Source organism: Streptomyces sp. CoH27 (genome assembly GCF_020181035.1).
Classification (GTDB): domain Bacteria; phylum Actinomycetota; class Actinomycetes; order Streptomycetales; family Streptomycetaceae; genus Streptomyces; species Streptomyces camelliae.
In genome coordinates, this window is record NZ_JAIQYY010000011.1 from 151481 (window position 1) to 164126 (window position 12646).

The window sequence follows — 12646 nt, forward strand, 5'->3', positions numbered from 1 at the left end:
AAGGGAGATCACGTTCCGTGATTGGCCGGATCCTTGTCGTACGCGGATACGCGACAACGAGGTCGCCGAGCGGGGTGGGTGTCGGTGCCGTGCGGCATGATGCGAGCGTGACCGGACGACTCATGCTGCTCGACACCGCATCGCTGTACTTCCGCGCCTACTTCGGCGTCCCGGACTCCGTGAAGGCTCCCGACGGCACGCCGGTGAACGCCGTGCGCGGGCTGCTGGACTTCATCGACCGGCTGGTCAAGGACCACCGGCCGGAGCAGTTGGTGGCCTGCATGGACGCCGACTGGCGCCCGCAGTGGCGGGTGGACCTCATCCCGACGTACAAGGCGCACCGGGTCGCAGAGGAGCACGAGGTGGGGCCGGACGAGGAGGAGGTGCCGGACACTCTGGCCCCGCAGGTGCCGGTCATCGAGGACGTGCTGGACGCCATCGGGATCGCCCGGGTCGGGGTGGCGGAGTACGAGGCGGACGATGTGATCGGCACGTTCACCGCGCGGGCCCAGGGCCCGGTGGACATCGTCACCGGCGACCGCGATCTGTATCAGCTGGTGGACGACGCGCGCGGGATCCGGGTGCTGTACCCGCTGAAGGGCGTCGGCACCCTCCAGCTGACGGACGAGGCGGTGCTGCGCGAGAAGTACGGCGTCGACGGCCGGGGGTACGCGGATCTGGCACTGCTGCGCGGCGACCCGAGCGACGGCCTGCCGGGCGTGGCCGGGATCGGCGAGAAGACGGCCGCCAAGCTGCTCGCCGAGTTCGGTGATCTGGACGGGATCATGACGGCGCTGGACGACCCGCGGGCGAAGCTCACGCCGTCGCAGCGCAAGCGACTGGACGAGGCCCGGCCGTATGTGGCGGTCGCGCCGAAGGTGGTGCGGGTGGCCGCGGACGTGCCGCTGCCGGACGTCGACACGGCGCTGCCGCACGCCCCGCGCGACCCGGAGGCGCTGGAGCGGCTGGCCGGGCGCTGGGGGCTCGGCGGCTCGCTGCAACGGCTGCTGACCACGCTGGCCGCCTGACCCCGACCGGAATATTCCGGCAAAGCACGCCCACCGCGGCCCCGGAAGAGAGGTGTTGCACCGGAGCGAGGTGCTAACTTAGGTAAACCTAACCACTTCGCAGGAGGTCCGTGATGGCAGAGCGCCCGGGACGCAAGCCGCGCAAGACCCGTACCGCCCAGGTGGTGCGCACCGAGCGGCTGACCCCGCACATGCAGCGTGTGGTGCTCGGCGGCGAGGGCCTGGCCGACTTCGCGGCAAACACCTGCACCGACCACTATGTGAAGCTGCTGTTCGGCCCGGCGGGCGTGACCTATCCGGAGCCCTTCGACCTGGAGCGGATCCGCGAGGAGTTCCCCCGGGAGCAGTGGCCGGTGACCCGGACGTACACCGTGCGCGCCTGGGACCCCGAGCATCTGGAGATGACGCTGGACTTCGTCGTCCACGGCGACGAGGGTCTGGCCGGCCCGTGGGCCGCCCGGGTGCGGCCCGGCGAGACCGTGCGCTTCATGGGCCCCGGCGGCGCCTACGCCCCCGACGCGGAGGCCGACTGGCATCTGCTCGCCGGTGACGAGAGCGCGCTGCCCGCCATCGCCCGTGCCCTGGAGACGCTGCCCGCGGGGGCTGTGGCGCACGCCTTCGTGGAGGTGTCCGGGCCCGAGGAGGAGCAGAAGATCGACTCCGACGCGGCGGTCGTCTGGCTGCACCGCGGGGACCGGCCGGTCGGCGAGGCCCTGCTGGCGGCCGTACGGGGGCTGGAGTTCCCCGAGGGCCGGGTGCACGCGTTCGTGCACGGCGAGGCGGGCTTCGTGAAGGAGCTGCGCCGGCTGCTGCGGGTCGAGAAGCAGATCCCGCGCGAGGACCTGTCGATCTCCGGGTACTGGCGCCTGGGCCACAACGAGGACGGCTGGCAGGCCTCCAAGCGCGAGTGGAACGCCCGTATCGAGGCCGAGCAGGAGGACGGCGCGGCGGCTGCCTGAACGCCCCGCACCCTCAGGGTGCCGTCTCGTTGATCCTGCCGAACGGGACGTGGACGCTGGGCGTGGTCCGGGACGTGCTCTCCAGGTGGGTCACCTGGTCGTCGAAGAAGAGGTGCGGCCGGAGCACCGCCATGACCGCGCCCTTGTCTATGCCGCCGAGGAAGAAGGCGTCGTTGACCCGCACACCCCACTGCTTGAGGCTGTTCACGGCCCGCTCGTGGGCCGGGGCGTTGCGCGCGGTCACGATGGAGACGTGCACCCGGACCACGTAGTCCGGGTCGGCCTCGCGCCGTTCGGCCTCCCGGCGCTGGATCCGGTTCACCCCGGCGAGGAAGTCGCGCAGCGGCCCGGGGTCGTGCGGGGTCGCCGCGTTGCGGGCCTCGTGGGCGCGGAACTCCTCCAGGCCGCCGGACTGGTACACCCGCTCGGCGGCGTCACCGGCGAGCACCCCGTCGAAGTCGAACGCGATCCGCAGCTCCGGATCGGCGGGGTCGTCGGCATACGCCGAACCGAGCACATGCCCGGCCGGCAGGCCCGCGGCGACCGCCTCGCGCACGTCGGCGCCGTTCGCGGACAGGAACAGGGACATGTTCAGCGCCGTGACGAACGCGTACGGCGCTCTGCCCTGCATGAACACGGCCCGGCTGATGGGCAGTTCATGGGCCTGGATCGACCGCATGACCCGAAGGCCCGTGTCGGGGTCGTTGCGGGAGAGGATGATGACCTCGACGAGCGGATCGCCCGGCTCGCCGAGGTCGTTCAGCGACAGCAGCCTGCGGAGGAACGCGAACGCCACTCCGGGCCGCAGCGTGTCGTCCAGATGCGCTTCCTGGTAGGCCCGGTAGGCCTCCTCGCCCTGTTCCCGGAAGACGGCGTCCGACTCCCGCAGATCGAACAGAGCGCTGGAGGCGACACCGACGACGAGTCGGCCCGCGAGGTCGTAGGGCGGCATGCCCTCCATCTTCACACCGTCCGGCCCCTCGGACGTCCGGTCAGTCGCCTCGCACGCGTGCGTGCAGATGCACGTCGTGCCAGCCGTCGGGATGGAGCAGGGCACTGCGCTTGATGCCCTCCGGGGCGAAGCCGACCTTCCCGGCCACCCGGCAGGAGGCCTGGTTGGCGGTGGCGTGCGAGAGCTCCAGGCGGTGCAGGCCGACCTCCTCGAACGCCCACCGGGACAGGGCGGTGGTGGCCCGTACGGCGACACCCCGGCCGCGCGCCCGTGCCACCGTCCAGTAGGCGACCTCGGCGACGCCGTCACCGAGCACGATGTCGCGCAGCGCGACCCGGCCCAGCAGTTCATCGCCGTCCGCGGCCACGACGGCCCACTGGGCCTGCCGCTCGCCCCGCCATTCCTGCTGCCACTGGCCGATCCAGCCGGCGGCCTCCTCCTCTGAGTCGCAGGACCTGATGTGCCACTGATGCATCAACGGGTCCTGGAAGGCCGCGTGCACGGCGGGCGCGTCCTGCGGCTGCCAGGGGCGCAGCAGAAGGCCGTCACCGGTGGGAAGGGTGGGCTGGGGGGTGCGGGCGAGGGTTCCGGCCGGCACGACCGGTCGCGTGAGGTAGGGCATGATCCACATCCTGACGGCCGCTCGGCCGTCGGCCCACCCCTTTTCCCGGCGTCCCGCCGGCCTGGCACCTCGTACCCTTGACCTCGATGAGACGCCGTACCCCGCCCCCGCCCGCCCCGCTCCCCCAGCGCGACGGGGTGGATCCCGTACGGGTCCGGCTGCCCCGCGACGGGGCGTGGGCCACCGTCCGGGAGCATCTGGTGGAGCGGCTCACGGGGGCCGGGCCCGGGACGGTCGAGGGCATGTTCGCCGCCGGGCTGATCGTCGGCGCCGACGGGCGGGCGGTGGCGCCGGACGCGCCGTACGAGCCGGGCATGTACGTGTGGTTCCACCGCGAGCTGCCCCCCGAGGTGCCGGTGCCGTTCCCGGTGGAGGTGGTGTACCGGGACGCGCACATCGTCGTGGCCGACAAGCCGCACTTCCTCGCCACGACACCGCGCGGCGGGCATGTCACCGAGACCGCGCTGGCCCGGCTGCGCCGCGAGCTGGACCTCCCGGCCCTGAGCGCCGCGCACCGCCTGGACCGGCTGACGGCGGGGCTCGTGCTGTTCACCGTACGGCCCGAGGAGCGCGGCGCGTACCAGAACCTGTTCCGGGACCGGCGGGTACGCAAGGAGTACGAGGCCGTCGCGCCGTACGACCCCGCGCTGACCCTGCCCCGCACCGTGCGCAGCCGGATCGTGAAGGAGCGCGGGGTGCTGGCGGCCCGCGAGGTCGAGGGCGAGCCGAACGCCGAGACCTATGTGGAACTGGCCGGGCACCGGGGCGGGCTGGCCCGGTACCGGCTGGTGCCGGCGACCGGGCAGACCCATCAGCTCCGGGTGCACCTGAATGCGCTCGGCATACCCATCCTCGGCGATCCCCTGTACCCGGTGGTGACCGCCCCGGTACCGGCCGACGACTTCCGGCAACCGCTCCAACTGCTCGCGCGACGACTGGAGTTCACGGACCCGGTCACGAGGGTGGAGCACAGGTTCGTCAGTGGGCGTGAGCTCCGAAGCGCCCCGAAGGGGCGCGAGGCTGTGTCGCTCATGCGGCTACCGCCGCGATGGGGGGTCCCCCCGGGTTCGAGCGAAGCCGAGAACGTGGGGGAGCGAGCAGCACCGATGAACCCGCATCCGCCGGACGGACCCTGAGCGGCACCCCGGAACGCGCTACTCCTCCCCCCGCCACCACCGCATCAACCGCCGCCAAACCCCCCGCCCCCGAACCGGGTCAGGCGCCGCAGGCATCGGCACCGGCATGGGCGGCACTGCGGGCCGGGGTTCGGCCGCCGGAGTCGGGTCCGAACGCCGAGCACCAGTCGGCCAACCGGACTGCTGAACCGCCGGAGCCCCATGGTGCGGTGCGATGTCGACGTCCTGCTGCGGCTTCGGCTCGAAGCGCACCGGCAGCGACACCAGATGCCGGGAGGCGATGGAGGAGCGCCAGCGCAGGTCCTCCTCCGGGCAGTCGAGCTGGACGTCGGGCAGTCGCATCAGCAGCGCGTCGACACCGACGTCGGCGATGGCACGGCCGATGTCCTGGCCGGGGCACTCGTGCGGGCCGCCGCCGAAGGCGAGATGCGAGCGGTTGCCCTGCATGCTCGCCGACAGGTCGGGGCGGATCCGCGGGTCGAGGTTGCCCGGCGCGGGCGCGAAGAGCAGCCCGTCGCCCTTGCGGATGCGCTGCCCGCCCAGCTCGGTGTCCTGCTTGGCGTAGTAGGCGAAGACGGTGCTGAACGGCGGCTCGTCCCACAGGGACTGCTCGATCGCCTCCGGCACGGTCATCTGGCCGCCGCTGAGCTGGGCGCGGAAGCCCGGCTCGGTGAGGACCATGCGCAGCGCGTTGGCGAGGAGATTCGCGGTGGCCTCGTAGGCCGCGAAGAGAACGAGCCGCAGGTGTTCGCGGACCTCGTCGTCGGTGAGCCCGGCCGGGTGGGTGACGAGGTGACTGGTGAAGTCATCCTCGGGCCGGGCGCGGCGCCGGGTGGTGAGCCGGCTCAGCGCCTCCATCACATAGGTGTGGCTCTGGATGGCGGTCTCGGTGCCCTTGAGGGCGTCCCGGGCGGCCTGGACCATCCGGTCGTCGTACTCCTCGGGCATGCCGAGGATCTGGCACATGACGGCCATCGGCAGATGCTCGGCGAACTGGGAGACCAGATCGGCCCGGCCCCGTTCGCAGAACCGGTTGACCAGGCTCTGGGTGTAGCGGCCGATGTGCCGGCGCATGCTGCGGTGGTCGATGGTGTCCATGGCCGCGGTGACCGCCGCGCGCAGCCGCTGGTGCTCGTCGCCCTCGGCGTGCGAGCAGATCGGCTGCCAGGCGATGTGCGGCATGAGCGGGTGGTCGGGCTTGACGGTGCCGTCCAGCAGCGGGGTCCAGATCCGGCTGTCGCGGGTGTACACGGAGGAGCTGCGGACCATGTGGATGTTCTCGGCGTGCCCGAGGACCACCCACATGGGCACGTCGTCGTGGAGCAACGCGGGGGCCACGGAGCCGTGTTCCTCCCGCAGACGCTCGTAGAGGTCGCCCAGGTCCTCGGCATCGGGGCCGTAGAGCCGGCGCACTCCGCCGGGGCCGAGGCCGTGCGCGGGGCAGCCCGGCGGCGGGCCGGAGAGAGCGTCGGTGTCGGTGTCGGTCAGGGATCGGGGTTCAGACGTCACGGTGTCGCTCCGGAACGAAAAGATGCGGGGGTCGGTCGGTACGGGTCAGGTGCGGGCGCCGGACAGGGCGATGGAGTGCAGGAAGCGCATCAGGGTCAGCAGCACGTCCTTGCTGGACGCCCGGCGCCGTACGTCGCACTCGACGATCGGGATCTCCGGGGTCAGGTCCAGCGCGGTGCGCAGTTCCTCGACCGGGTAACGGGGCGCGTCCGGGAAGGTGTTGACGGCGACGACGAAGGGCACACCGCGCTCCTCCAGCCGGCCCATGACGTCGAAGCTGACCTCCAGCCGCCGGGTGTCGACGAGGACGACCGCGCCGAGCGCGCCTTCGAACAGGCCGTTCCACAGGAACCAGAAGCGTTCCTGGCCGGGGGTGCCGAACAGATAGAGCACCAGCTTGTCGGTGATGCTGATGCGGCCGAAGTCCATGGCCACGGTGGTGGCCGTCTTCGATTCGGAGCCGTAGTTGTCGTCCACGCCGATACCGGCCTGGGTCATGGTCTCCTCGGTGGTCAGCGGCCTGATGTCGCTGACGGAGCCGACCATGGTGGTCTTGCCGACACCGAAGCCGCCCACGATCACGATCTTGACCGCGGACTGCGCCGTCTGCGGCAGATGATCCTCCGTGCGCGGTCCGGGGATCGTGTCAGAGCCGTTGAAGTCCATGCATCACCGCTTCGAGGAGTGAACGGTCGGGGAGCGCCTGGCGGACGATCGGGGCGCGCGCCTGCACCAGTCCCGTCGTGATCATGTCGGTGATCAGTACGGTCATCGCGCTGAACGGCAGGCTCAGATAGGCCGACAGCTCGGCGACGGACAGGGGGGCGGCACACAGTCGCAGCACCGCCGAGTGCTCCGGCGAGGCGTCCGGCTGGGGTGCGGAGCGCGCCACGATTAACGTCACGAGGTCGAGTTCGGCGCGTGCGCCGTCCTTGGATTCGGCGAAGGCGTAGAGCCGTTCGGGGTTCTTGGGCTCGGCCTGGCCGTCCGCTGTCTTGGGCGCGGACGGCTTCGGCAGCGAGGGGGGCGGCGGGAGCGGCTGGCGCCGTTTGCGTCGTGGAGGAGTCATACGGTCTGCCCGTTCCGCCGGGGCGGACTGGTGAGGTGGGCACCGATCCGCACGACGAGGTCGCGCATCATGCCGCTCATCCGGCCGGGCTCGCAGGTCACGTCGGCCAGTACGGCGAGGAAGGCGTTGTCACCGGCGTTCATCAGGTAGAAGTAGCCGCCGTCGATCTCGAAGACGACGACCTGCATGTCACCGGCGCCCGGGAGCTCCTGGATGATGGCGCCGGCCAGGCTCTGCACGCCCGCGCAGGCGGCGGCCACCCGGTCGGCGGCGTCGGGGTCGCCGCCGTAGCGGGCGATGCGCAGTCCGTCGGCGGAGAGGACCACGATCATCTCGATGCCCGGCACGCCGTCGTTGAGTTGCTTGAGCATCCAGTCGATGTTGCCGCGCTGCTGGATCACTTGAGGTCCCCCTCGTCGTAGGCCTCGGTGGCGCCCTCGACGGGCTCGTCCGGGTAGTCTTTGAGCAGGTGCACGTACTTTTCCGGGTGCCTTGTGAAGTCGGTCAGTTCGGGCCCGGTGGCGCCCTCGGGCATGCCCTCGCGCAGGCCGTTCCAGAAGTCCTCGATCCCCTGGCCGATCGGCCGTTCCCGGAGCTTCTTGATCTCGGGGTCCAGCTCGGGCTCCGGTTCCGGCTTGTGCTGCGACCAGATTGTCGGCCTGCCCTCGCGCTCGGCGCGCTCGATCTCGGCCTGCTCCGCGTAGCGCTGGCTGAGCGGGGTCTTCACCTTGCTGCGGCGCTGCGGCAGACCGCCTGCCGTCCACTCGGTGACGATGGGGACGTCGTCCTCCATGGAGATGCCGGCGGGGATCTTGGGGCTGGTGGGGCGGCGCCTCTTGGGGCGGCGCTTCGGGCCCTCCACGGCGCCTAGTTCCTTCATGGGGATGCCGGTGGCGCCGATGCCGTGGGCGGCGCCCACGCCGGGCTCGGTGGTCGTCATGACGCGCGGCACGATGAGGATCGCGCGGACACCGCCGTACGCGGAGGCCCGCAGCGAGACCTCCATGTCGAACATCTTGCACAGGCGGCCCACGACAGCGAGGCCGAGGCGCGGGTTCTCGCCCAGGTTGTGGGCGTCGTCGCCGTTCTTGGCGTCCTCGATCATCCGCTCGACGCGGGCACGGGACTCCTCGTTGAGGCTGACGCCGGCGTCCTCGATCTCGATGACGATGCCGGTCTGCACCTCGGTGGCGGTGACGTGCACCTTGGTCGTGGGCGGCGAGTAGCGGGTGGCGTTGTCGAGGAGTTCGGCGGCGGCGTGGATGACCGGCTCGACCGCCGTGCCCTTGATGTTGATGTTGACGATGGAGTTCAGCTGGATGCGGCGGTACTCCAGGATGCGCGACATGGCGCCGCGCAGCGTGCTGTAGAGGGAGACCGGCAGGGGCCACTGGCGGCCCGGCCGGCCGCCGCCGAGGACGGAGATGGTGTCGGCGAGGCGGCCGATCAGCGAGGTGCCGTGGTCGATGCGCAGCAGGTCGTCGAAGACCTCGGGGCTGCGGCCGTGGTCCTCCTCCATCTCCCGGAGTTCCTTGGCCTGCTGGTGGACGATGGCCTGGACGCGGCGGGCGATGGTCACGAAGGAGCGCTCGGTGGCGTCACGCATCGAGATCTCACGGTCGGCGCCGCGCAGCGCGACATGGAACAGCTCGCGGTAGATGTCGGGCAGGGCCCGCAGTTCGGGATCGGCGTCGTAGACGTCGATCAGGACGTCCCTGATGTACTGGCCGGCGCGCAGTCGCAGCAGACCGGTGGGGATGATGTCCGTGGCGAACTTGTGGATCAGCTCGTCCTGGGCGGCGATCCGGTGTTCCAGATACGCGGCGTGACGGGCGTGCTCGGCCTGTTCCTCGCGGAGCCTGCGGCCGCGGCGGGCGGCCTCTCCGCCCATGGCGAGGACCAGGAGCAGGGCCAGGGCCCCGACCGCGCCGACGACGATCCGGGCGGAGGCCGGCGCCAGGGCGATGGCCCCGCCGGTCGCGGCTGCCATCAATATGGCCGGCGGCAACAGCACGCGCGCATAGGGACGTTCACGGCGACCGGGAGGCTTCTGAACACTCACCATGGATGCCTTCTGAGACGAATCGGCTGGGTGTCGGGGGTGCTTGTGGGGGGAAGGTTCATAGAACTGTCGGGATCTATCGCACGTTTGGGAACAGGCGCACGAATTCACCTCAACTCGGTGCGCCGCGGGCGAGCTTAGTCCGACCAGATCATCGCCGTGTCATATTCGGCAAGCACCTGAAATCGCCCCCGCAACAGGAGTACGCTCGACCCCATTTACACGCTGGGCTTCCGTTCGAACACATTACGTAGTCGCATGCGGGCATGCGAAAGCAACTCACCGTAATGAGTGAAGGGGCCGCGGATGCGACCCCTTCAGGCGACCCCTTCAGACAGCGGGCGGGACGGGTTCAGCCCACGGACGAGTAGGCGACGACACCCCGCAGCACCTGATCCACGGCCTTACGGGCGGCCTTGGCCACGGTCGAGCCCTCCACAGGAGCCGCCGCGGAGATCTGCCCCAGCACGTCGATCACCTGTTTGCACCACCGCACGAAGTCGCCGGCCGGCATCTCCGCCTCGCGCAGCACCTCGTCGAGCCCCTTCCCGGAGGCCCACATGTACGCGGCCCAGGCGAAGCCGAGATCCGGCTCGCGCTGGCCGACGCCCTCGGTCTGGCTGATCCGGAACTCCTCCTCCAGACCGTCGAGCCGGCCCCAGATCCGGACCATCTCGCCCAGCGCCGCCTTCGCCTTGCCGGAGGGCAGCTTGGGGGCGAGCGCGTCGTCGCCGACCCGGGCCTCGTACACCAACGCCGAGACGCACGCGGCGAGTTCGGCCGGGCCGAGACCCTCCCAGACACCCTCGCGCAGGCACTCGCTGGCCAGCAGGTCGAGTTCGCCGTACAGCCGGGCGAGCCGCTTGCCGTGCTCGGTGACCTCGTCGCCGCGCAGATAGTCCAGCTCGGTCAGCAGGGCCACGATCCGGTCGAAGGTCCGCGCGATGGTGTTCGTACGTCCCTCGATCCGCCGTTCCAGCTGCGAGGTGTCACGCAGCAGCCGGTGGTACCGCTCGGCCCAACGGGCGTGGTCCTCACGGTCGTTGCAGCCGTGGCAGGGGTGCGCGCGGATCGCTGTGCGCAGCCGGGCGATCTCGCGGTCGTCGGCGGCCTGCGAGCGCTTCTTGCGGGCCCGCTCCGGCGGGATGTGTCCGGCCTTGGTGCGCAGCGCGGAGGCGAGGTCCCGGCGCGACTGCGGCGAGCGCGGGTTGAAGCTCTTCGGGATCCGCATCCGGTCCAGCGCCTCGACCGGCACCGGGAAGTCCATCGACGCCAGCCGCTTGACCTGCCGTTCGGCGGTCAGCACCAGCGGGCGTGGGCCGTCGTGGTGGTCGAAGCCGCGGTGCCCGGTGGCGCGGCCGGCCGGCAGACCCGGGTCCAGCACGAGCGCCAGGCCGGCGTACTTGCCCGTGGGTACGTGGATGACGTCGCCCGGCTTGAGCTTCTCCAGCGCACTGGCGGCCTCGGCACGGCGCTGGTTGACGCCCTGCCGGGCCAGCTCGGTCTCGCGGTCCTTCAGCTCACGACGCAGCCGCGCGTACTCCTCGAAGTCGCCGAGGTGGCAGGTCATCGACTCCTTGTAGCCCGCGAGCCCCTCTTCGTTGCGCTGCACCTGGCGGGAGATCCCGACGACCGACTTGTCGGCCTGGAACTGCGCGAAGGAGGTCTCCAGCAGCTCGCGCGAGCGGTGCCGGCCGAACTGCTCCACCAGGTTGACCGCCATGTTGTACGACGGCTTGAAGCTGGAACGCAGCGGGTACGTACGCGTGCCCGCGAGGCCGGCCAGGTGCTCGGGGCTCATCCCGCGCTGCCACAGCACGACGGCGTGGCCCTCGATGTCGATCCCACGGCGGCCGGCGCGCCCGGTGAGCTGGGTGTACTCGCCCGGGGTGATGTCGGCGTGCTGCTCGCCGTTCCACTTGACGAGCTTCTCCAGCACCACCGAGCGGGCGGGCATGTTGATGCCGAGGGCGAGGGTCTCGGTCGCGAACACGGCCTTGACCAGGCCGCGCACGAACAGCTCCTCGACGACCTCCTTGAAGGTCGGCAGCATGCCCGCGTGGTGCGCGGCGATGCCCCGCTCCAGGCCCTCCAGCCACTCGTAGTACCCGAGGACGTGCAGGTCCTCCGTCGGGATGGAGGCGGTGCGCTCCTCGACCAGGGCACGGACCCGCTCCCGGGCCTCCTCGTCGTTGAGCCGCAGACCCGCGTACAGGCACTGCTGGACGGCGGCCTCGCAGGCGGCGCGGCTGAAGATGAAGGTGATGGCCGGAAGCAGCCCCTCGGAGTCCAGCCGCTCGATGACCTCGGGGCGGCCCGGCGTCCACACCCGCGAGCGCTGTCTGCGCTCCCGCTCCCGGTCGGCCTCACGCATCGCCCGGCCGCGGCGGCGGTCCTGGTACGACGGTCTGGTGGCCTCCATGCGGGCCAGGCGGGCCAGGTCGGGGTTGACGGCCTTCTTGTGGCCCTCGCCCTCCTCGAACAGGTCGTACATCCGGCGCCCGGCGAGCACGTGCTGGAACAGCGGCACGGGCCGGTGCTCGGAGACGATCACCTCGGTGTCGCCGCGGACGGTGTCCAGCCAGTCACCGAACTCCTCGGCGTTGGACACGGTCGCGGACAGTGACACCAGGGTCACCGACTCAGGGAGGTGGATGATCACCTCTTCCCAGACGGCGCCGCGGAAGCGGTCGGAGAGGTAGTGCACCTCGTCCATGACCACGTAGCCGAGGCCGAGCAGGGTCTGGGAGCCGGCGTACAGCATGTTCCGCAGGACCTCGGTGGTCATCACGACCACCGGGGCGTCCGAGTTGATGCTGTTGTCGCCGGTGAGAAGGCCGACCATGCCGTCCCCGTAGCGGCGGCACAGATCGGCGTACTTCTGGTTCGACAGCGCCTTGATGGGTGTCGTGTAGAAGCACTTCTTGCCCTGCCGGAGGGCGAGGTGGACGGCGAACTCGCCCACGATCGTCTTGCCCGAGCCGGTGGGGGCGGCCACCAGCACGCCCTTCCCCGCCTCAAGCGCCTCGCAGGCCTCGATCTGGAAGGGGTCGAGGCCGAAGTCGTACATCTCGCGGAAGGACGCGAGCGCGGTGGCCTGCTCGGCTGCCCGCCTGCGGGCTGCCGCGTACCGCTCGGCCGGTGAGAGGTCCTCTGTCATCGTGCTTTCGAGCGTACCGGGCCCCACTGACAACCGGACGATCATTATCCCGATCGTGTGCTCCGTGACACCACGACACCGACACCACGACGCCGGCACGACGCTGCCCCCGTCCGGCCGGACGGGGGCAGCGTGCGCGATGCGTTGAG

11 protein-coding genes are annotated in these 12646 nt (G+C 71.0%); 3 read left to right on the plus strand and 8 right to left on the minus strand.

Annotation, left to right across the window (positions count from 1 at the left end):
- The first annotated feature begins 107 nt into the window (after positions 1-107).
- Both LE548_RS20045 and LE548_RS20050 read left to right on the plus strand, forming a co-directional pair.
- The gene (locus tag LE548_RS20045) at positions 108-1028 is read left to right on the plus strand and encodes a 5'-3' exonuclease H3TH domain-containing protein (protein WP_374116140.1); all 921 of its coding nucleotides are present in this window, start codon (positions 108-110) and stop codon (positions 1026-1028) included.
- A gap of 113 nt (positions 1029-1141) precedes the next feature.
- On the plus strand, positions 1142-1987 hold the full coding sequence (locus LE548_RS20050) for a siderophore-interacting protein (RefSeq protein ID WP_225098267.1): 846 nt from the start codon (positions 1142-1144) through the stop codon (positions 1985-1987).
- A gap of 13 nt (positions 1988-2000) precedes the next feature.
- On the opposite strand, the gene LE548_RS20055 is transcribed toward LE548_RS20050, so the two are convergent.
- Complete coding sequence (locus LE548_RS20055; RefSeq protein ID WP_225098441.1) at positions 2001-2939, minus strand: 5'-nucleotidase; 939 nt, start codon at positions 2937-2939, stop codon at positions 2001-2003.
- Between the two features lie 40 nt (positions 2940-2979).
- Positions 2980-3561, minus strand: coding sequence for a GNAT family N-acetyltransferase (locus tag LE548_RS20060; RefSeq protein ID WP_225098268.1), 582 nt, complete (start codon positions 3559-3561; stop codon positions 2980-2982).
- An 86-nt stretch (positions 3562-3647) separates the two neighbouring features.
- Between LE548_RS20060 and LE548_RS20065 the strand changes: the two genes are divergently transcribed.
- Entirely contained in the window at positions 3648-4697 is a 1050-nt protein-coding gene (locus LE548_RS20065; protein WP_225098269.1) for a pseudouridine synthase, read from the plus strand.
- Between the two features lie 18 nt (positions 4698-4715).
- Here LE548_RS20065 and LE548_RS20070 read toward each other — a convergent pair whose 3' ends face one another.
- The 6 genes from LE548_RS20070 to LE548_RS20095 all read right to left on the minus strand — a co-directional run bounded on the left by LE548_RS20070 (position 4716) and on the right by LE548_RS20095 (position 12542).
- The gene (locus tag LE548_RS20070) at positions 4716-6206 is read right to left on the minus strand and encodes a cytochrome P450 (protein WP_225098270.1); all 1491 of its coding nucleotides are present in this window, start codon (positions 6204-6206) and stop codon (positions 4716-4718) included.
- Positions 6207-6251: 45 nt separating this feature from the next.
- Positions 6252-6872 (minus strand): ATP/GTP-binding protein, encoded by a 621-nt coding sequence (locus tag LE548_RS20075; protein ID WP_225098271.1) that lies wholly within the window; start codon positions 6870-6872, stop codon positions 6252-6254.
- Entirely contained in the window at positions 6853-7275 is a 423-nt protein-coding gene (locus tag LE548_RS20080) for a DUF742 domain-containing protein (RefSeq protein WP_225098272.1), read from the minus strand. The genes LE548_RS20075 and LE548_RS20080 overlap by 20 nt, the downstream gene beginning before the upstream one ends.
- Positions 7272-7676, minus strand: coding sequence for a roadblock/LC7 domain-containing protein (locus LE548_RS20085; protein ID WP_067134384.1), 405 nt, complete (start codon positions 7674-7676; stop codon positions 7272-7274). The genes LE548_RS20080 and LE548_RS20085 overlap by 4 nt, the downstream gene beginning before the upstream one ends.
- Positions 7673-9340 carry an ATP-binding protein gene (locus LE548_RS20090; RefSeq protein ID WP_225098273.1) on the minus strand — a complete coding sequence of 556 codons (1668 nt, stop codon included), beginning with the start codon at positions 9338-9340 and terminating at the stop codon, positions 7673-7675. The genes LE548_RS20085 and LE548_RS20090 overlap by 4 nt, the downstream gene beginning before the upstream one ends.
- Positions 9341-9689: 349 nt before the next feature.
- A complete protein-coding gene (locus tag LE548_RS20095) occupies positions 9690-12542 on the minus strand; it encodes an RNA helicase (RefSeq protein WP_225098274.1) in 2853 nt (950 codons plus the stop codon).
- Positions 12543-12646: the final 104 nt, after the last annotated feature.